A 19732-nucleotide genomic window follows, 5' to 3' on the forward strand; every position below is an offset into this window, starting at 1 on the left:
ACCAGCATGCCGACCGAACCCGCCCCCACCTCTGGAGCCGGCGCCTCCGCCCGTCCGCGGCCCGCGCGTCTGGGCCTGGGCACCGCGGCGGTCGGCCGGCCCGGCTACATCACCCTCGGGCGCGCGGCCGACCTGCCCGCCGAACGCACCGTCGAGGCCCTGCGCGAGCGCACCCACACCCTCCTCGACGCCGCGTACGCCGCCGGGGTGCGCTACTTCGACACCGCCCGCTCCTACGGCCGCGCCGAGGAGTTCCTCGCCCAGTGGCTGGCCGAACACCCCGGGGCCGCCGCCGAGGTGACGGTCGGCAGCAAGTGGGGCTACACCTACACGGCCGACTGGCGCACCACCGGCGTCACCGCGCACGAGGTCAAGGAGCACTCGACGGCGGTGTACGACCGCCAGGTCCGCGAAACCCGCGCCCTGCTCGGCAAGCGGCTGGACGTCTACCTGGTCCACTCGGTCACCACCGACAGCCCCGCCCTCACCGACCCCGCCCTGCACCGGCGCCTGGCCGCCCTGGCCGCCGACGGCGTGCGGGTCGGCCTGTCCACCAGCGGCCCCGCCCAGGCCGAGGCCGTCCGCCGGGCGCTGGCCGTCACCGTGGACGGGCAGCCGCTGTTCTCCGCCGTCCAGGCCACCTGGAACCTGCTGGAGACCTCCGCCGCCCCCGCCCTCGCCGAAGCCCACCGGGCCGGCTGGCTGGTCGTGGTCAAGGAGGGCATGGCCAACGGCCGCCTGGCCGGCCGCAACGCCACCGGGGACGACACCGCCGCCCTGCGCGCCCTGGCCGCCCGCACCGCCGCCACCCCCGACGCCCTCGCCCTCGCGGCCGCCGCCGCCCAGCCCTGGGCCGACATCGTCCTGTCCGGCGCGGCCACCCCCGACCAGCTCGCCTCCAACCTGGCCGCCGCCGACGTCGCCCTCACCCCGGAGGACCTCGCCGCCCTCGCCGCCATGCCGGAGCCCGCCGAGGCCTACTGGCGCACCCGCTCCTCCCTGCCCTGGGCCTGACGGCCAGTCGGCCGCCGGGGCCGCCGGGGGTGGTGCGGATGATCTTCGCCGACTAGGGTGGCCCACCGGGTGTACGGGCGGCCGTCCGTACACCGACCCCCGGTGGGCCCGCCCCGGCCACCGGCGCCGCAGCGGCCCCGCGCGAAGCCCGGCGAGGCCCGGAAAAGGAGCCCGCCACCGATGCAGCCCACGTTCGTCCTGGTCCACGGAGCCTTCGCCAACTCCTTCTCCTTCGCCCCGCTCCAGGCCGAACTCGGCCTCCTCGGGCACCGCTCGGTCGCCGTCGACCTGCCCGGCCACGGCTTCGCCGCGACCTACCCGCGCGCCTACCAGGCACCCCAGGACCTCGCGGAACTCGCCACCGCCCCCGGGGACATCAAGGGCGTCACGCTCGCCGACAACGCCGAGCACCTGATCACGATCCTGGAACGCGCCAAGCGCAACGGGCCCGTCATCCTCCTCTCGCACAGCCGCGGCGGCCTGACGGCCACCGTCGCCGCCAACCGGCGGCCCGACCTGATCGACCGCCTCGTCTACGTGTCCTCCTGGTGCCCGGTCGACCTGCCGGTCGGCGCCTACTACGCCGAGCCCGAGATGGCCTCCGTCGACCCCACCGCGCTCGCCTCCGCACTGGTCGGCAACCCCGCCGAACTCGGGCTGCTGCGCTCCAACTTCCGCACCGCCGACCCCGCCGCGCTGGCGGCCTTCAAGGCGGCCCTGTTCGCGGACGGGACGGACGAGGAGTTCCTGGTCCTCCTCAACACCTTCCAGCCCGACGAGAACCTCGACGCCGGCACCGACCAGGACCGGGCGCGCCCCGACACCTGGGGGCGCGTCCCCCGCACGTACGTGCGCCTGACCGAGGACGCCAGCGTGCCGCCCGCGATGCAGGACCGGATGATCCGCGAGGGCGACGCCCTGACCCCCGACAACCCCTACGACGTCCGCACCCTGGCGGGCAGCCACCTCAAGTGGCTGGCCGCCCCGCAGCCGGCCGCCCGCCTCCTGGCCGAGATCGCCGCACTGCTGCCCGCCGGATCCTGACCGGCAGACCCGGGGGACGGCCCCCGGCCGGGCGGGTGGACGTATAGGAAGTCGGCCCCGCCGACTTCCTATACGTCCACCGGGGTGGTGCGGATGTCGCGGCCCCGGGACCAGAGTTCCTCGATGTGCTCGGCGAAGCGGTCGAACAGGCCGTTCTCCCCGCTGCGCCGCAGGTGCATCAGGGGTGAGTCGTGGCCGACCGTGCGGGCGAGGTGGGGGGTGACGAGGGCGTGCCCGTCGAAGCGGAAGACGGAGAGGCCGACATGGTTCGGCCCGTCCTCGGGGGCGCTGAAACGGGCCTCGACGCCCTCGACGCCGGAGAGCTTGGCCAGGCTCTCCAGCGTGACCCTGATGCGGGTGGACACGGTGAGGGCCACGTCCTCGATCTCCTCGCGCCGGCGCGTCGTCTCGGAGTCCGGATCGCCGAGGAGGAAGCGGATCCGGCAGCCGCCCTCGGCCTTGCGGCGGAGGGTCTGGAGCAGATCGGGCTGCTCCAGCCAGACGAAGTAGTTGGTGTACCCGGCGAGGAAGACCTCGGACCGCGCATCGGCGATCAGTTGCGCCCAGACCGATCGGGGGCAGGCCGACCGGTGCGGGTAGACGGCGAACACCTCCCGGTCGTGCCCGGTCTTGACGTTCGCCCGGACGCTGTTGGGCCAGATCACTCGTTCATCAACCCCTAAAGCCGCGCAGACATCGATACGGTTCCGCTGATGCGGCACCAGTGCCGCATCAGAGAGCCAGCGTTCCACTGTCTTAGGCGTGACACCGACCCGGGCGGCCAGCTGACGGGGAGACAGGCGAGCTGCCGCCATACCTTGCTGTAGCGCAGTGTTCAAGAGGAATCCTGAGACGTTTGGGCTTTCTTGGACGGTAGCGCCAAGACGAGCAGGGTGTCTCGGCGATGGAACACCTATGGTCCATTTGGGTGCCGATGATTTCCACACAGACCGCGTGGAAGGAATCGTGTTCATGCATGCCGATGCGAACGAGTCGCTCAGCGATGTGACGGAGAGCGCTGGGTGTCGCCCCGGCGCCTCCCCCCGCCTCCACGGCTACGGTGTCCGCTGGGACACCGAGGCCCGGTGCTACCGGGTGCGCAACGAGTGCACCGGGGAGTGGCTGTGCAAGCCCGACGGTGAGCGCAGCGGCTTCTCCTCCTTCAACGAGGCCTTCTCGGCCTGGCGCCTCTTCGAGGTCCACAAGCGTCCGGGGGAGCGGTGACCCTCTCCCGCGTGACCGCCGAGCAGCGCCGGCAGGCCGCCGCCGTCCTGGACGACCTCACCACCGTCCTGGCCCTGGGCCGGGTCCGCCTGCCGACCCTCGAAGTCGACTGGGACACCGGCCACATGACGTGCGAGTACCTGCTCCGCCTCACCGCCCGCCACCTGCACGCCCAGACCGGCATCATCCTGCGCCTGACCCACGCCGTGGCCCTCGACTACACGCCCTCCGACCGCTACCTGGAGCGCTTCAGCCTCGTCTTCGACGGCGGCACCGTGCGCGACACCACCGCCCTGGCCGTCCCGCCGCACAAGCGCAGCCGCCTGCTCGGCGCCCGCTTCGTGCCCGTGCGCGAACTCCCGCTCCACATGGCCCCCTCCCAGGCCGCCCGCACCGCCGAAGCCCTCACCGGCCGCGCCCTGCCCCTGCTCCTGCACGGCCGGCGCCCCGACTGAAGCCGGGGCGCTGTCAGTGCCCCTCCCTACGGTGGGCCGCATGACCTGGCCTTTCGACGTCGCCCCGCCCGTTGTGCTGCCGCCCGGCCGTCCCGTCACCGGGGACGAGGGGGAGGGGGCGCACCCGCTGCTGTGGATCAGCGACGGGCCCGCCCCCGCCGGCCTGTGGGCCGCGCTGCACCGCGCCCATCCGCACAGCGGGCTGTGGCCGCTGCTGCTCAGCCCGCTGAGCGGGGGCGATCCGGACTACCGCCCGTGGCTGTCCGGGGAGCTGTTCCCGGCGCAGGCCTGCGACCCCGCCTCGTACGACCCGGCCGCCCTGCTGCGCGCCTGGTGGGAGTCGGACGCCGAGGACGGCGACGACGACGAGGAGTCGGCCGAGGCCCTCGCCCCCTACGGCCCCCACTGGCCCGGGCCGGCCCCCGCCCGCACCCTCCCCGACGGCGCGGCCGCCGCCGAGGCCCGGGGGCTGGCCGAGGCGCTGGTGTCCTTCAAGGACTTCCGGCTCGGCCTGGTGCGGGCCCGCAGCGGCGCCGAGGCCCTGGCCGTGTGCGGCTGGAGCGGCCCGGTCAACCACGAGGGCGACACCGCCAGGATCGCCGCCGTACTCGCCGACTGGGAGCGCCGCTTCGGCGCCCAGGTCGTCGAAGTGGGCTTCGACACCCTCCAGTTGAGCGTCCCCGTCCCGCCCGCCACCCTCGCCGAGGCCCTCCCGCTGGCCGCCGAGCACACCGCCCTGTGTCCCGACCAGGTCCACCAGGGCGCCGGCACCCTCACCGCCTACGCCGAGCAGCTGGTCGACTCCCACCAGTGGACCTTCTGGTGGGACTGACCACCATCGGTCGGCAGCAGTGGAATTGACGGTCCGTCAAAGTCCGCCAAGGGGCGCCGGGTTCACCCGGCGCCCCTTGGTGTCATCCCGGCCCGGGCCCGTGTCGTCACTCCCGGTGCCCGGTTCCCTGCCGACCGTGTTTCCTGTGTGATCTCCGACACTCACATTAAAAGTCTCTTTATCTGCCTACTGACTATCAGATATACCTACTGGCGTTTCATTGCTTCCCCTTGACTCTCTGGTGGGTTCCACGTGCTGCGCCGCCCCCTGGCAATCCTCTTGGCGATGACCCTGGTCGTCCTCGGTACAGCCGAAGGGTCGGCCTTCGCCGAGTCCGTGCTGCGCCAGGCCGCCGATGCCGCGCCCGCCGACCCCGGCCCCCGGCCCAAGCAGCAGCAGGGCAGCGCCGAGGGGCGCGGCCACGACGCCGCCACCGCCGCGACCAGCGCGAAGGACGGTTCCGGGAACCGGGACGCGGCCCCCGCGCCGGGCGAACTGCCCGAGGACAAGCCCGTCGAGGCCCCCGCCCAGACCCTCACGCCCCAGCCCGCGCAGCTGCCCGCCACCGAGGCCAAGCCCGCCGACAAGCCCGCCGCGCTGCCCACCCCCAAGGTCGACCCGGCCAAGAGCTTCAACGAGGCCACCAGCAAGGAACTCCCCGAGAAGCGCACCGCGCAGCAACGGACCTTCCAGAACGCCGACGGGACCTTCACCACCCGCAGCTACCCCGAGCCGGTCAACTTCCAGCGCTCCAACGGCTCCTGGGCCGCCATCGACACCACCCTGACACCCGACGGCACCGCCACCCTCGGCCGCGCCGCCCCGGTGCAGAACTCCTGGACCACCGCCTCCACCGAGCAGCACCTCAAGCTCGGCCTCACCGCCGACGCCGACCCGCTGGTCCAACTCCAGCTCGCCGACGGCATCTCCGCCGGCTACAGCCTCCAGGGCGCCGCCCCCGTCCAGGGCACCGCGCAGGGCAACGCCATCACCTACCCCGAAGCGCGCCCCAAGGCCGACGTGGTGATCCTCGCCGGGAACTCCTCCTTCAAGGAGAACCTGGTCCTCAAGGACGCCACCGCGCCCACCGAATGGGTCTTCCCGCTGCGCCTGCAGGGCGTGACCGCCTCCCTCGACGCCGACGGCTCCGTCCACTTCACCGACGCCTCCGGCACCCTGCGCGGACGCATGCCCGCCGGCTGGATGCAGGACTCCAACTTCGCGCCCAACACCGAGGAAGGCGTGATCACCGGCGGCGTCACCTACGAGCTCGTCCAGCTGCCGACCGGCGGCCAGGCCCTCAAGGCCAAGCTCGACGAGGCCTGGCTGCACGCCCCCGAACGCGTCTACCCCGTCAAGGTCGACCCGCAGCTCTCCTCCGTCCGCGCCGTGGAGACCACCTACGCCTACACCGGACACGAGCAGGACTTCTCCGGCGACACCGTCCTCAAGGTCGGCACCAACAACGGCGGCAGGAACCAGGCGTCCTCGTACGTGAAGTTCACCGGCATCGAGGACTCCCTCAGCAACGCCACCATCCTCGGCGCCCGCCTGAGCCTGTACAACGGCTGGTCCTACAGCTGCACCCCGCGCACCGTGACCATCCACCAGGTCACCTCCTGGTGGTCGCCCAGCGGCGTGCGCGGCTCGAACGCCCCCTCCACCGGCCCCGCGCTGGCCGCCCCCTCCTTCGCCCACGGCTGGCGGCCCAGCAGCTCCAGCGCCTGGGCCTGCCCGGAGGCCTGGGAGTCGATCGACCTCGGCGCCGACGGCCGCAACCTGGTCAACTCCTGGACCCACCACTGGACCGCGAACTACGGCCTGGCCATCAAGACGGACGCCTGGGACAACTACTCCTGGAAGCAGTTCGGCAGCGCCAACAACAACGGCGGCCAGCCGGTCCTGGACGTCACCTGGTCCCGCTACGGCGCCGACTACGAACTCTGGGGCCTGCAGCAGCCGGTGACCGCCACCCAGGAGGGCATCGTCCGCCTGCGCGTGTGGAACCGCGGCATGGACACCTGGACCCCCACCAACAACTACAAGATGTCGTACCTGCTGTTCGACCAGTGGGGAAACAACATCACCAACTACGGCAGCAACATCGCCTGGACGGCGATGCCCAACGACGTCCCGCCGGGCGGCAGCGCCGTGGTCGACGCCCACATCCGCTCCCTCCCGCAGGGCGCCTACACCGTCGCGTTCACCATGGACCAGTTCCAGGTCAGCAACTTCTACGCCGACGCGGGCGTGCCGACCGTCAACATCCAGATCTCCTCCGTCAACGTCCCCCCGTACATCACCCGCCTCGCCCCGCCCTCGGGCGCCGTCGTCTACCAGCTCCAGCCCACCCTCACCGCGGAAGGCATCGACCCCGACCGCGCGCCCTACCCCGAACTGGACTACAAGTTCCAGGTCTGCCGGGTCGTCGGCGGCGACGCCCACGTCGACTGCAAGGAGACCGACTACCTCAAGCGCCAGGGCCGCTTCGTCGTCCCCGCGGGCTGGCTGACCTGGAACGAGCAGTACGCCTGGTACGCCAAGGCCGGCGACGGCGCGGGCTCCAGCCCCTGGACCGCCCCCTCCTACATCCGCACCGTCCTGCCCCAGCCCAACCAGTACACCACCGCCGCCGACACCGGACGCAGCGTCAACACCGCCGCCGGCAACTACACCACCGCCGCCACCGACGCCGCCCTGCCCGTCGTCGGCCCCGAACTCGCCGTCACCCGCAGCTACAACTCCCTCGACCCGCGCACCGACGGAGCCTTCGGCGCCGGCTGGTCCACCCCCTACGACATGCGCATCCAGGTCGAGTCCAGCAACTGGCTCACCCTGCCCGGCAACGTGCTGCTCACCGCCTCCAACGGCTCGCGCGCCCGCTTCGGCTGGGACCCGGGCAAGAACGCCTACGTGCCCGGCGGCGGCATGGCCGCCGACCTGCGCAAGGAGGACGGCGGCGGCTGGACGCTGACCGACCGCACCGGCCGGGTCCACACCTTCGGCGCCGACGGAAAGCTCACCCGCATCACCGACACCGCCGGCCACACCCAGGACCTCGTCTACGCCTCCGGCACCCTCGTCCAGGTCAAGGACTCCGCCTCCGGCCGCTTCCTGTACTTCAACTGGACCGGCAAGCACGTCACCTCGGTGACCGCCTCCGGCTCCACCGGCGGCTGGCAGTACCAGTACGACGGCGACAAGCTCACCAAGGTCTGCCCGCCCGGCATCGCCCCCGCGGCCCCCACCGGCTGCACCGTCTACGACTACGGCACCGGATCGCGCTACCGCACCGCCGTGCGCGACGCCGCCCCGGCCGGCTACTGGCGCCTCGGCCAGGCCGACGGCAGCTCCCTCACCAACGACGCCCAGGTCAGCGACCGCTCCCCGGCCTCCGCCAACGACGTCACCTTCGGCGCCGACGGCGCACTCGGCGCCAGCGGCAACAAGGCCGTCACCTTCAACGGCCGCGCCACCTCCTACGTCGAGCTGCCCAACCGCACCATCAGCGCCTCCGTCAACCGCAGCGTCGAACTGTGGTTCCGCACCGCCGCGCCCGGCGTCATCCTCAGCTACCAGAACCGCGCCATGGGCGAGGCCCCGTACAACGTCGTCCCGGCCCTGTACGTCGGCACCGACAACAAGCTGCGCGGCAAGTTCAACAGCCCCAACCCCCCGGTGACCTCCACCGCGGACGTCACCGACAACGCCTGGCACCACGTCGTGCTCGCCGGCGCCCGCGACAACACCGCGATGTTCCTCGACGGCGCCCTGGTCGGCACCACCCCCGGCGACATCGACCACCTCAACATGGACCGCGCCTACCTCGGCGGCGGCTACACCGGCAACTGGCCCGCCGGCAACGGCGGCTGGTCCTGGTTCACCGGCCAGATCGACGAGGCCGCGGTCTACGACTACCCGCTCACCGAGCAGACCGTCGCCGACCACTACGCCCTGCGCACCGGCAGCGCCCAGCTCACCAGGACCACCCTGCCCTCGGGCCGCACCAGCGCCCAGGTCGCCTACGACGCCGCCACCGAGCGCGTCACCAAGGTCACCGACGCCACCGGCGGCGAATGGAAGATCTCCGACCCCACCTACAGCGGCGGCTCCTTCCTCTACAGCAACGCCGTCAAGGCCTCCGCCCCCACCGCCTACTGGCGCCTGGGCGAGCGCGACGGCGCCACCGCCGCCAGCGAGGTCGGCAACGGCCTGGCCGGCACCTACGGCGACGCCGTCGTCAAGAAGGCCCCCGGCGTCTTCGCCCCCACCGACGACACCGCCGCCCGCTTCGACGGCTCCGCCAAGTCCCAGATCGAGATCCCGCAGGACGTCCTGCACGCCAAGACCGAACTCGCCGTCGAACTCTGGTTCAACACCACCAAGCCCGGCGTGCTGCTGGGCGACCAGAGCCGCACCATCGACGACCCCAACGGCATCGGCGGCACCTGGACCCCGGTGATGTACATCGGCTCCGACGGCAAACTGCGCAACCGCTTCTACGGCACCGTGGACGCCACCGTCGCCTCCCCGAACGCCGTCACCGACGGCTCCTGGCACCACGCCGTCCTCTCCGTCCAGGGCACCGCCCAGACCGTCTACCTCGACGGCCAGATCGTCGGCGTCCAGAACGGCAGCGTCGACCACCAGCAGAACGCCCACACCTACCTCGGCGCCGGCATCGCCCGCTTCTGGCCCGCCGCCCCCACCGACGACATCAGCCACTTCACCGGCAGCATCGACGAAGTCGCCGTCTACCAGCACCCGCTGAGCGACCGCGACGTCGTCGCCCACTACCGCGCCCGCAGCGCCCAGGTCGGCGGCCAGGGCATCGGCTACCGCGGCTCCGTCGTCGCCGACTCGCCCGGCGGCTACTGGCGCCTGGACGAGAGCGGCGGCACCACCGCCGCCAGCGAGGTCGCCGCGATCAAGGGCAACGGCACCTACGCGCCCGGCGCCAAGCCCGGCACCACCGGCGTCTTCGGCCCCGGCGACGGACACGCCGTCGAGTTCAACGCCACCAACACCTCCTACGTCGACCTGCCCGCCCAGATCGTGCGCAGCCAGACCACCGACCTGGCCGCCGAACTGTGGTTCCGCACCAGCGGCACCGGCATCCTGCTGAACCAGGCGAACAACACCAGCGGCAACACCGTCCCCGACCTGTACGTCGGCACCGACGGCAAGCTGCGCGGCGGGTTCTACGGCCTCAACGGCGGCCCGATCACCTCCGCGGGCACCGTCACCGACGGCTCCTGGCACCACGCCGTGATCAGCGCCGAGAAGGGCACCCAGTCCCTCTACCTGGACGGCACCCTGGCCGGCACCGCCACCGGAGGCATCAACCACCTCGACATGGACCGCCTCACCCTCGGCGGCGGCTACCTGGGCAACTGGCCCGCCGGCAACGGCGGCTGGGCCTGGCTGGCCGGCCAGATCGACGAGGTCGCGATCTACCAGCACCCGCTGTCCGCCGAGCGCGTCGCCGCCCACTACCAGGCCCGCTCCGCCTCCTCGGCCACCGAACTCGCCGCCCGCGTCACCCTCACCGACCCGGTGGGCAACACCACCACCGACGTCCACGACGCCACCCGCGGCAACCGCCTCATCTCCCGCACCGACGAAGCCGGCAACACCACCAGCTACACCTACGACACCGGCGGCTTCGTCCACACCGTCACCGACCCCAACGGCCACTCCACCGTCAGCGGCCAGGACGCCCGCGGCAACACCCTCTCCCTGACCACCTGCCGCGACGTCAACTCCTGCTGGACCTCCTACACCAGCTACTACCTCAACAAGGACAACCCGCGCGACCCGCGCAACGACAAGCCCACCGAGACCCGCGACGCCCGCTCCGCCGGGCCCGGCGACACCACCTACCGCACCACCGTCGCCTACACCGCCCTCGGCCTGCCCGAATCCACCACCCGCCCCGACGGCCGCACCACCCGCACCGCCTACACCGCCGGCACCGAGCCCGGCTACAGCGGCGGCACCACCCCCGCCGGGCTGCTCGCCAGCGAGACCACCGCCGCCGGAGCCGTCACCACGTACGCCTACTACTCCACCGGCGACCTGGCCCGCACCACCGCGCCCAGCGGCCTGACCGTCACCTACGGCTACAACCTGGCCGGACGCCGGGTCTGGTCCAAGGAGGTCTCCGACGCCCAGCCCGACGGCGTCGTCACCACCTACGAGTACGACGAACTCGGCCGCCGGACCGCCCAGACCGGCCCCAAGACCACCGACGCCGTCACCGGCGACACCCACCAGACCAGGACCACCGCCGCCTTCGACGCCGACGGCCGGCCCACCAGCACCACCAGCACCGACATCGCCGGCAGCGACGGCACCCGCACCACCAGCAGCAGCTACGACAGCGCCGGCCGCCTGGAGAGCGACACCGACGCCATGGGCTCCGTCACCCGCTACGGCTACGACGCACTCGGCCGCACGGCCACCGTCACCGACGCGCTCGGCCAGGTCACCCGCTACACCTACACCCCGCGCAGCCAGCCGGCGACCACCGTCGTCGAAGGCTGGAACGGCGACGGCAAGGGCGTGCGCGACCTGACCCTGGACTCCCGCGCCTACGACCCGGCCGGCCGCCTGGCCTCGCGCACCGACGCCATGGGCGCCGTCACCAGCTACACCTACTTCGACGACGGCCTGCCCGCCACCACCACCGCCGAGAACGTCACCCAGGCCGACGGCAGCACCCGCTCCATCGTCCTGGAAGCCGACGAGTACGACGGCGCCGGACACCTCGTCAAGCAGACCACCGGCGGCGGCCGCACCACCGCCGTGCGCACCGTCGACCCCTCCGGACGCGTCACCCAGACCGTCCTGGACCCGGGCGGCCTGGCGCGCACCACCACCCTCGGCTACGACGCCGACGACCGCGTCACCACCAGCACCCTCAAGATCAGCGACACCGAGAGCAGCGTCCAGACCAGCACCTACGACACCGCCGGACGCCTGACCCGCAGCCAACTCGCCTCCTCCACCGGCGGCCCGACCGCGGTGAGCACGTTCAGCTACGACCAGCGCGGCCTGCTCACCTCCACCACCTCCCCCAACGGCAACGCCCCGGGCGCCGACCCGGCCGCCTACACCGCCACCTACCAGTACGACGTCCTCGGCCGGCGGATCTCGGCCACCGCCCCGCCCGTCACGGCGGAGAACACCGGCGGCGCCCCCGCCACCGTCCGGGCAACCACCACCACCGGCTACAACGCCTTCGGCGAGGCCGTCTCCACCAAGGACCCGCTCGGCCAGATCGCCAGGACCACCGTCGACGCGCTCGGCCGGGTCACCGAGACCCGCCTGCCGGCCTACACCCCGCCCGGCGCCACCACCGCCCTCAACCCCGTCGGCCGCACCGAGTACGACAAGCTCTCCCGGGTCACCGCCAGCACCGACCCCGCCGGGCGGCGCACCACCTTCGGCTACGACCGCCTCGGCCACCAGAACCAGCGCGTCGCCCCCAACTCCACCGGCCCCTTCCAGCCCCAGACCGGCGACACCCCGCCCACCTGGACCACCACCTGGACCCCCACCGGCCTCCAGCTCTCCACCACCGACCCGCTCGGCGCCCGCGGCGAGGCCACCTACGACCAGCTCGGCCGCCTCCTCACCGCCACCGTCGTCGAGCGCCGACCCACCCTCCAGAACCTGACCACCAAGTTCGCCTGGGACGACGCCGGCAACCGCACCGCCGTCACCACCCCCGCCGGCAGCAGCACCACCGCCACCTACAACCCCGCCGGCCAGACCGTCACCAGCACCGACCCCGTCGGACGCGTCAGCAAGGTCGAGTACGACGGCCTCGGCCGCGCCGTGCGTGCCATCGCCCCCCTCGGCGAATCCACCCGCACCCGCTACGACGGCCTCGGCAACCCCGCCGCCACCGACAACCTCGACGCGGCCGGCACCGTGCTGCGCACCGCCACCGCCACCTTCGACCTGGAGGGCAAGCCGCTCACCAGCACCAGCCCGGCCACCGGCGCCGTCACCAGCACCGACTACGACGCGCTGGGCCGCGCGGTCAAGCTCACCGAACCGGTGGCCGCCGGCCAGGCGATCACCACCACCCTCGGCTACGACGCCGCCGGCCACCGCACCCGCCTGACCGACGGCAAGGGCAACACCACCCTCTACACGTACAACACCTGGGGCCTGCCCGAGTCCACCGTCGAGCCCGCCACCACCGCCCACCCGGGCGCCGCCGACCGCACCTGGACCACCGCCTACGACGTGGCCGGCCAGGCGGTGCGCGCCATCGAGCCCGGCGGCGTCGTGCGCACCAGCAGCTACGACCCGCTCGGACGCCTGGTCCGCGAGAGCGGCACCGGCGCCGAGACCGCCACCACCGACCGGGAGCTGGCCTACGACAAGGCCGGGCACCTGATCCGGCACAACTCCGCCTCCGTCAACGGCCAGAACTACGCCTACAACGACCGCGGCCTGCTCCTCGCGGCCGGCTCCGACCTGACCGCCCCCGACCAGACCTGGGAGTACGACGCCGACGGACGCGTCACCAAGCGGCGCGACAAGGACACCGGCGAGACCGTCCTCGGCTACAAGGCCGACGGCCAGCTCGACTGGTCCAACAACCCCAGGCTGAACATCAAGAACTGGTACGGCTACGACGGCGACGGCCGCCCCAGCAAGCAGTGGTACATCCAGGCCGACCCGGTCGACGTCACCAAGGACAAGGCCGTCACCGAGCGGCGCCTCAGCTACGACCCGCTCGGCCGCCTGGCCGGCGACCAGCTGCTCGCCGTCGGCGGCGCCGGCACCCCGCTGGCCGGCACCGCCTACGAGTACGACCTCGACAACCGCCTCACCCGCAAGACCGTCAGCGGCTCCGCCACCGACCCGGTCAAGGACAACCGCTACGGCTACGACCAGGCCGGGCGCCTCACCTCCTGGACCGCCGACGGCACCGCCACCACCGCGTACACCTGGGACGCGGCCGGAAACCGCACCGGCAACGGCAGCGCCACCGCCACCTACGACGAGCGCAACCGGCTGCTGTCCGACGGCACCAGCACCTACCGCTACACCGCGCGCGGCACCCTGGCCGCCGTCACCACCGGAGCCAAGCAGGACACCCTCGCCTACGACGCCTTCGGGCGCCTGATCACCGAAGGCACCACCACCTACACCTACGACGGCCTCGACCGCGTCGCCACCCGGGGCGCCGCCCGCTTCAGCTACGACGGCGGCTCCAACAACGTGACCGGCGACGGCACCTGGACCTACGCCCGCGACACCGCCGGCAACCTGCTCGGCGCCGGCAGCGGCACGAGCAGCGTGCGCCTGCGCACCGACCAGCACACCGACGTCACCGCCACCCTCGACCACAACGGCGCCGCCGTCACCGGCTCCACCACCTACGACCCCTTCGGCAAGCCCACCGCCACCAGCGGCACCGGCACCACCCTCGGCTACCAGAGCGGCTGGACCGACCCCGCCACCGGCGACGTCAACATGGCCGCCCGCTGGTACCGCCCCGGCACCGGCGCCTTCACCAGCCGCGACTCCTACCTCCTCAACCCCAGCCCCTCCGCCCAGGCCAACCGCTACACCTACGGCAACGCCGGCCCGCTCAACGGCACCGACCCCTCGGGGCACTGCTTCTGGGACGCCTGCGTCATGGAGGGGGCCGCCGCGTGGGCCCTCGGGGCCGCCGTGGTCTGCTACTTCTCCTGCAAGCAGATGGCCCAGGCCGGCCAGCAGGTCGTCAACAACACGGCGAACGGCCTCTCCAACACCTACGACTGGGCCCACGACAAGATCACCGGCGCCGGCGCAAGCAGCAACGCCGCGGCGGCCTCCACCACCTACGCCCCGGCCACCACCATCCCCGGCAGCTGGGACATCCAGCTGGACAAGGCCGACGCCCGCGCCCGCGCTGCCGCCCGCCCGCGCCCCGTCGACGTCACCGCCGACCCCGACTCCGACCCCTGGCCCGGTGGTGGCGGCGGTGGCGGTGGCGGCGGTGGCGGAGGCGGCGGTGGTGGCGGTGGCGGTGGCGGCGGTGGTGGCGGTGGTGGTCGCGGCGGCTGCGTGACCTGCAAGACCGGGCGAGGACCACGCCCCGTCAAGCCCAAGAGGGACGACCGCGACGGCCTCGGCGACAAGCTGTGGGACAAGACCAAGCCCTCGGTCGAGCGCCCGCTGCCCAAGCCCGACTGGGAGCCGCCGAAGCCCGGCGACATCCTCAAGATCATCTCCGCGATCTACAACGCCGCCGACCTGCTCAACCAGCTGACCACGAACCAGAACACCACCCCGGACCAGGACACCGGCACCCAGACCGCGCCCGGAGTCAATCCGAGCAATGGAAGCGGTAGCACGACCAACCAGCAGCAGGACGACTGCACGACGCACCTGAGCAAGACCAAGAAGCAGCGCGGTATGTCCGGGATAGTCTGCCTCCGCGCGCCCGAAGGGGCGAGCCAGGAGCAGATCGACGAACTCAAGGATCACATCGCCGCACTGAACGCAGTGTCGAGCTACTGGTCGCCCACGGGTCGCGTTTCCCCTGGCAAGGAGATCGTGGACTTCACCCGTAATGGGAAGGAGATCACCCTCTCCGACCTGGCGGACAAGTACAAGGATCTCCACATCAAGGAGGTGAAGGGGACTCCGTACGAGTACAACGGCAACGTGGCCGGTCACCTTCCCGACACCACGTGGTCCGGGAAGTACTCCCCCTACTGCTGGCACCAACAGGACAATGATGTGAACTCGCTTGTGGGTGCATATGCGAACAAGTACAACGAAGGCTACAAACCCACTGAGTTCATCTATGCCGGTGTGAACAAGACCCCGAGTACCTACACGACCGAGCACATCCACGGGTCCGTCACACGCGGTGAATACGGGATCTGTAACATCACCCGCTAGCAGGTACACGATGACGATGGGAACGGTGCGATTTGGCTGGGTGGATCGACAGGCTCGTGGCCGCGAGGAACGCCGACCACCGGTCGGATCCCGAATCCGACCTCTCGGCGCCTCCGGGGCTGCGGCCGCCGGCGGACGCGGGGCAGATCGCGGAACTTGAAAGGTGGTTGCGGCAGCCGATCGAGCCCGGCTACCGCGAGTTCCTGGAGTTCTCCGACGGGATGGACAACCTCCGCTCGGGGATGCCCCTCCTGGGGTGGCGCGACTGGCCGTCCGGGGACACGCTCTCGCGGGCGCTCCGTTTCCGCGACATCGTCACCAGCATCGACGTCCACATCGACGAGGGGCTCACGGAGGACGCGGTACTGGCCCCGTTGTCGGTGAACGCGGACGGTACCGTGGGGATCTTCCTCGTGTGGGATGAGGAATCCCCGGAGAAGCGGTACTTCTGGGTCGGGAACGGCGATGCCGCTTTCTTTTCGACGCTCTCCGAGGTCTTCGACGTCGCCTCGGGTGCGCGGTCGTGGGCGGAGTTCTCCACCGAATGAGGCGCGGCGTCGCGGAAGAGCGGAAACCGGCGAGGTAGATGGAGAGCGGTTCTCGGCTCGATCTCATTCGCCGCATCATGCCACCGGGGTCCGGGGCGGAAGCGGATGAGCTGTCGATTCCCGGCCACCTCGGGGAGAGGCTTCCCGAGGACTATCTGGAGTTCCTCTCGGTCTACGGTGGAGGCTCGATCGAGGACGCCCTGGAGGTGGCCGTCCCGGGGAAGTCGACTTCTCCGGGCGGACCGCCGCTGACGATCTCCGAAGCGACGATGGAGGCCAGAAAGGCCTGGGAGTTCGAGAAGGCCGGAGGGGAGCGGATCGACGGCCCCGAGGCGATCCTGACGTGGGGCATCGACTCCAGTGCCGACCTCCTGTGCTGGGTCACCTCGGAATCCCCCGCGGATTCCTGGCCGGTTGCCGTCTTCCACCGGGGGAAGGCCCGCTGGGCGATCCACGACTGCGGCATGGTCGACTTCCTGGTCGGCGTCTTCCAGGAAGAGTTCGACGAGTGCCCCATCGGTGAACTCTCGCTCCGGGGCGCGCGGGAACCGCGTTTCCTCAACTGGCGTGAGGAGAAGCGCCTGATCGCCGCGGGGGTCCACCCCTGGAAGGGCGGACCGCTGCAGTCGTTCTGACGACCGCTCGACCGTCGACGTACGGCCGGCCCCGGAACCCGGGGCCGGCCGTACGTACGTCACCCCTGCCGATGCGTGACTGATTCGGCCGGTACCTGCCGCGTCCTACCGTCGGAGACGTCAACGAGACCGCGTCCTACGACATCACGGGAGCAGCACATGACCGCCTACGCCCTCGCCCAGGTCCACTCCGCCGAGATGTGCCCCGACATCGTGGAGTACCTGGAGCGGATCGACGCCACGCTGGACGAGTTCGGCGGGCGGTTCGTCGTGCACGGGGGGAAGTTCGAGACGCTGGAGGGGAGTTGGGGAGCGCTCGGGCTGATCCTGATCGAGTTCCCCGACTACGGGCGGGCCCGGGCCTGGTACGACTCGCCCGCCTACCGGGAGGTTCTGCCGCTGCGCACCCGGCACATGGTGGCCGACGTGATCATCGCGGAGGGCGTGCCGGCCGGTTACCGGGGCGCGGAAAGCCTCAAGGGGCACTGAGCCCCGGGGGCCTACGAGCGCTCGCGCCACCAGGCGACGGTCGCCGCGAGCTGCTCCTCCAGCGGGGTCGCGCCGACGGTGAAGGCGGCCTCGTAGGCGCTGGAGTCCACCACGAAGGGCCGGTCGAACTGGTAGCGGACCTCGCGTAGTTCGCGCAGCAGCGGGGAGAAGAGGCCGGCCGCGCCGAGCAGGACGGGGGAGAGGCGGCGCACCGGGACGGGGTCGGTGCCGGCCGCGGCGGTGAGGCGCTCGACCATGGTGCGCACGGGCAGGGCGGGGGCGGTGGGGACGTGCCAGGGGCGGCCCCAGGCGCTTTCCTCGCCGGCGAGTTCGGCCATGGCGCGGGCGACGTCCGGCAGGTAGGTCCAGCTGTGCGGGGCGTCCGGGTCGCCGAGGACGGAGACCGGGCGGCCCTGGAGCAGGGCGGGCAGCACCCGGGCGGCGAGGTGGCCGCCGTCGGTGACGCCGGGGCCGAAGAAGTCCGAGGCGCGCACCTCGACCGCGCGGATCCGCCCGGCCTCGTGCAGGGCCCGGGCCTGTTCCCAGGCCGCCGCGCGGACCCGGCCCTTGGGGCCGGTGGCGGCGAGCGGCAGGTCCTCGGTCATCGGGCCCTCGACCGGACCGTAGCCGTACAGGTTGCCGAGCATCACCAGCACCGCTCCGCTGTCCTCGGCCGCCGCGCACAGCGCGGAGGCGAGCGCGGGCCAGCGGGCGGACCACTGCGGCAGCGGGGGCGCGGCGCAGCCGTGGATGGCGACGGCGCCGCGGGCGGCCTCGGCCAGCCGCACGGGGTCGCTCGCGTCCAGGGCGAGGTGCTCGACGCCGTCGACGGGGGCGGCGGGGTGCTCGGTGCGGGTGACGACCCGGACCTCGTGGCCCTGTTCGGCCAGCAGGCGGGCGGTGGCGGCCCCGGCGGGCCCGTGTCCGACGACGAGATGGAAGCTCACGCGCCCACCCTAGAGCGTCCCCCTGACAGGCCGTGACTCCCCTCCGGGCGGGGGGCCGACCGGCGCCGGGGAGCCCGGCAAATACCTGGTATGGCGATAGTAAAAAAGGATCTATGCTGTCGGGCGTTCATGATCCCTTCACAGGAAAACGAGTTCCGCTGCATGAAGCTGCCCCGGGTGTCCACCGTCGTCGCCGCCGCCGTCCTGACCCCCGCCGTCCTGTTCCCCTCCTCGGCCATGGCGGCCGACGCCCCGCAGCCGACCGGGCTCTCCGGCCCTGACACCGCCTCCGGCTCCGCGCCGGACGTCACCCCCGGCGACGACGGCGTCAACGGCGGCCCGGGCAACAGCACCGGCCCCCGGGCCCCCGAGGGGCAGGAGCAGCGCGACCGCGCCGAGATCCAGAAGATCCTGGACGACAGGAACACCGGCCCCGGCGTGCGCGCGGCGGCCGAGAAGGCCCTCAAGGGCGATGCCGCCCAGCTGCGGCACTTCCTGGAGGTCGACCTGGCCAAGAACCGCGGCGACGACCTGCGGGTGAAGGTCTCCCAGCTCATGGCCTCCGGCGGCCCGGCCGTGCGCGCGGCGGGCGGCAAGGCGCTGGACGGCGGCGAGGCCGCCCTCGTGAAGTTCCTCGAGGAGGGCCTGCCGGCCGCCCAGGCCGAGGACGCGGACCGCGCCGAGGTCCAGAGGATCCTGGCCGACCCGGAGACCGGTCCCGGTGTGCGCGCGGCGGGGGAGCAGGCGCTCAAGGGCGGCGCCGCCGAGCTGCGGCACTTCCTCACGGTCGAGCTGCCCAAGAACCGCGCCGACGACAACCGCGTCAAGGTCTCCCAGCTGCTGGCGACCGGCGGCCGCGAGGTGCGCGAGGGCGCCAACAAGGTGCTGGACGGCAGCGACGCGGAGGTCGCGAAGTGGCTGGCGGAGGGCTACCCCGCCGCCAAGGCCTCGGACGACCGGGTCGCCGTGTTCGTCGCACTGTCCGACAAGAACACCGGCCCGCACACCGTCGAGGCCGCCAAGAAGGCACTCAGCGGCACCCCGGCCGACGTCGCCCAGTTCCTGCGCGACCTGCCCAAGCTGCGCGCCTCCGACAACCGGGTGAAGGTCTCGCAGCTGATGGAGACCGGCGGCCCGGCCGTGCGAGCCGCCGCCGGCAAGGCGATGGAGGGCGGCGACGCCGACATCGCCGCCTTCCTCGCCGAGGGCTGGGCCACGGCCCGCGCCGCGGACGAGGCCGCCGGGAACAAGCCGGCCGACAAGCCCGCCGAGAAGCAGGCCGACCAGCCCGCCGGGCAGCAGGACCAGGGCGCCCAGCAGCCGGCGGCCGTCCAGCCCGCCGCCCTGACCAAGGCCGACGACACCACCGCTGCGACCGGCACCACGGGCGGGACCGGCACCACCTCCGGCACCGGCGCGCTCGCCGCCACCGGCACCGACGGGCTCGGCTGGGAGGCCGGCGGCGCCGCCGCGGCCGTCGCCGCGGGCGCGGCGCTGGTCGCCCTGTCCCGCCGCCGCTCCACCCAGAGTCGACGCGCAGGGGCGGCTGCTCTGCCTGCGCGAGGACGTCGGCCGGCACAACGCGGTGGACAAGGTGGTCGGCCACGCGCTGCGCGAGGGCCTG

Annotated in this window: 11 protein-coding genes and 2 pseudogenes; 11 read left to right on the forward strand and 2 right to left on the reverse strand. The window is 72.4% G+C overall.

What is annotated here, in order from left to right:
- The first annotated feature begins 6 nt into the window (after window positions 1-6).
- On the forward strand, window positions 7-1014 hold the full coding sequence (locus tag ABTY61_RS36695; RefSeq protein ID WP_350509521.1) for an aldo/keto reductase: 1008 nt from the start codon (window positions 7-9) through the stop codon (window positions 1012-1014).
- Window positions 1015-1194: 180 nt separating this feature from the next.
- Entirely contained in the window at window positions 1195-2058 is an 864-nt protein-coding gene (locus tag ABTY61_RS36700; protein ID WP_350509522.1) for an alpha/beta fold hydrolase, read from the forward strand.
- A gap of 68 nt (window positions 2059-2126) precedes the next feature.
- On the opposite strand, the gene ABTY61_RS36705 is transcribed toward ABTY61_RS36700, so the two are convergent.
- Window positions 2127-2723 carry a DUF5919 domain-containing protein gene (locus ABTY61_RS36705; protein WP_350509523.1) on the reverse strand — a complete coding sequence of 199 codons (597 nt, stop codon included), beginning with the start codon at window positions 2721-2723 and terminating at the stop codon, window positions 2127-2129.
- A 307-nt stretch (window positions 2724-3030) separates the two neighbouring features.
- On the opposite strand from ABTY61_RS36705, the gene ABTY61_RS36710 reads away from it, so the two are divergent.
- The 7 genes from ABTY61_RS36710 (at window position 3031) to ABTY61_RS36740 (ending at window position 17161) form a co-directional block, all read left to right on the forward strand.
- The gene (locus ABTY61_RS36710) at window positions 3031-3282 is read left to right on the forward strand and encodes a hypothetical protein (RefSeq protein WP_350509524.1); all 252 of its coding nucleotides are present in this window, start codon (window positions 3031-3033) and stop codon (window positions 3280-3282) included.
- An 11-nt stretch (window positions 3283-3293) separates the two neighbouring features.
- Window positions 3294-3737, forward strand: a complete 444-nt coding sequence (locus ABTY61_RS36715) for an NUDIX hydrolase (protein WP_350509525.1) — start codon at window positions 3294-3296, stop codon at window positions 3735-3737.
- Between the two features lie 40 nt (window positions 3738-3777).
- Complete coding sequence (locus ABTY61_RS36720) at window positions 3778-4569, forward strand: DUF4253 domain-containing protein (RefSeq protein ID WP_350509526.1); 792 nt, start codon at window positions 3778-3780, stop codon at window positions 4567-4569.
- 285 nt (window positions 4570-4854) lie between these two features.
- A complete protein-coding gene (locus tag ABTY61_RS36725) occupies window positions 4855-15489 on the forward strand; it encodes a LamG-like jellyroll fold domain-containing protein (RefSeq protein WP_350509527.1) in 10635 nt (3544 codons plus the stop codon).
- A 56-nt stretch (window positions 15490-15545) separates the two neighbouring features.
- Window positions 15546-16037 carry an SMI1/KNR4 family protein gene (locus tag ABTY61_RS36730; protein ID WP_350509528.1) on the forward strand — a complete coding sequence of 164 codons (492 nt, stop codon included), beginning with the start codon at window positions 15546-15548 and terminating at the stop codon, window positions 16035-16037.
- 77 nt (window positions 16038-16114) lie between these two features.
- Window positions 16115-16672, forward strand: coding sequence for an SMI1/KNR4 family protein (locus tag ABTY61_RS36735; protein WP_350509529.1), 558 nt, complete (start codon window positions 16115-16117; stop codon window positions 16670-16672).
- A 159-nt stretch (window positions 16673-16831) separates the two neighbouring features.
- On the forward strand, window positions 16832-17161 hold the full coding sequence (locus ABTY61_RS36740) for a DUF1330 domain-containing protein (RefSeq protein ID WP_350509530.1): 330 nt from the start codon (window positions 16832-16834) through the stop codon (window positions 17159-17161).
- Window positions 17162-17172: 11 nt separating this feature from the next.
- On the opposite strand, the gene ABTY61_RS36745 is transcribed toward ABTY61_RS36740, so the two are convergent.
- A complete protein-coding gene (locus tag ABTY61_RS36745; protein ID WP_350509531.1) occupies window positions 17173-18108 on the reverse strand; it encodes an NAD-dependent epimerase/dehydratase family protein in 936 nt (311 codons plus the stop codon).
- A gap of 237 nt (window positions 18109-18345) precedes the next feature.
- Between ABTY61_RS36745 and ABTY61_RS36750 the strand changes: the two are divergent.
- A pseudogene (locus ABTY61_RS36750) lies at window positions 18346-19272 on the forward strand (ALF repeat-containing protein); the annotation flags it as partial.
- A gap of 370 nt (window positions 19273-19642) precedes the next feature.
- A pseudogene (locus ABTY61_RS36755) lies at window positions 19643-19732 on the forward strand (formate dehydrogenase accessory sulfurtransferase FdhD); the annotation flags it as partial.

Origin of the sequence: Kitasatospora sp. NPDC096128 (assembly GCF_040303105.1) — a bacterium.
GTDB lineage: Bacteria > Actinomycetota > Actinomycetes > Streptomycetales > Streptomycetaceae > Kitasatospora.

What these genes read in the sequence shown, in the direction of transcription:
- ABTY61_RS36740 (WP_350509530.1), top strand. Translation starts at nt 16,832, where the DNA reads ATGACCGCCTACGCCCTCGCCCAGGTCCACTCCGCCGAGATGTGCCCC.
- ABTY61_RS36710 (WP_350509524.1), top strand. Translation starts at nt 3,031, where the DNA reads ATGCATGCCGATGCGAACGAGTCGCTCAGCGATGTGACGGAGAGCGCT.
- ABTY61_RS36700 (WP_350509522.1), top strand. Translation starts at nt 1,195, where the DNA reads ATGCAGCCCACGTTCGTCCTGGTCCACGGAGCCTTCGCCAACTCCTTC.
- ABTY61_RS36695 (WP_350509521.1), top strand. Translation starts at nt 7, where the DNA reads ATGCCGACCGAACCCGCCCCCACCTCTGGAGCCGGCGCCTCCGCCCGT.
- ABTY61_RS36725 (WP_350509527.1), top strand. Translation starts at nt 4,855, where the DNA reads ATGACCCTGGTCGTCCTCGGTACAGCCGAAGGGTCGGCCTTCGCCGAG.
- ABTY61_RS36720 (WP_350509526.1), top strand. Translation starts at nt 3,778, where the DNA reads ATGACCTGGCCTTTCGACGTCGCCCCGCCCGTTGTGCTGCCGCCCGGC.
- ABTY61_RS36735 (WP_350509529.1), top strand. Translation starts at nt 16,115, where the DNA reads ATGCCACCGGGGTCCGGGGCGGAAGCGGATGAGCTGTCGATTCCCGGC.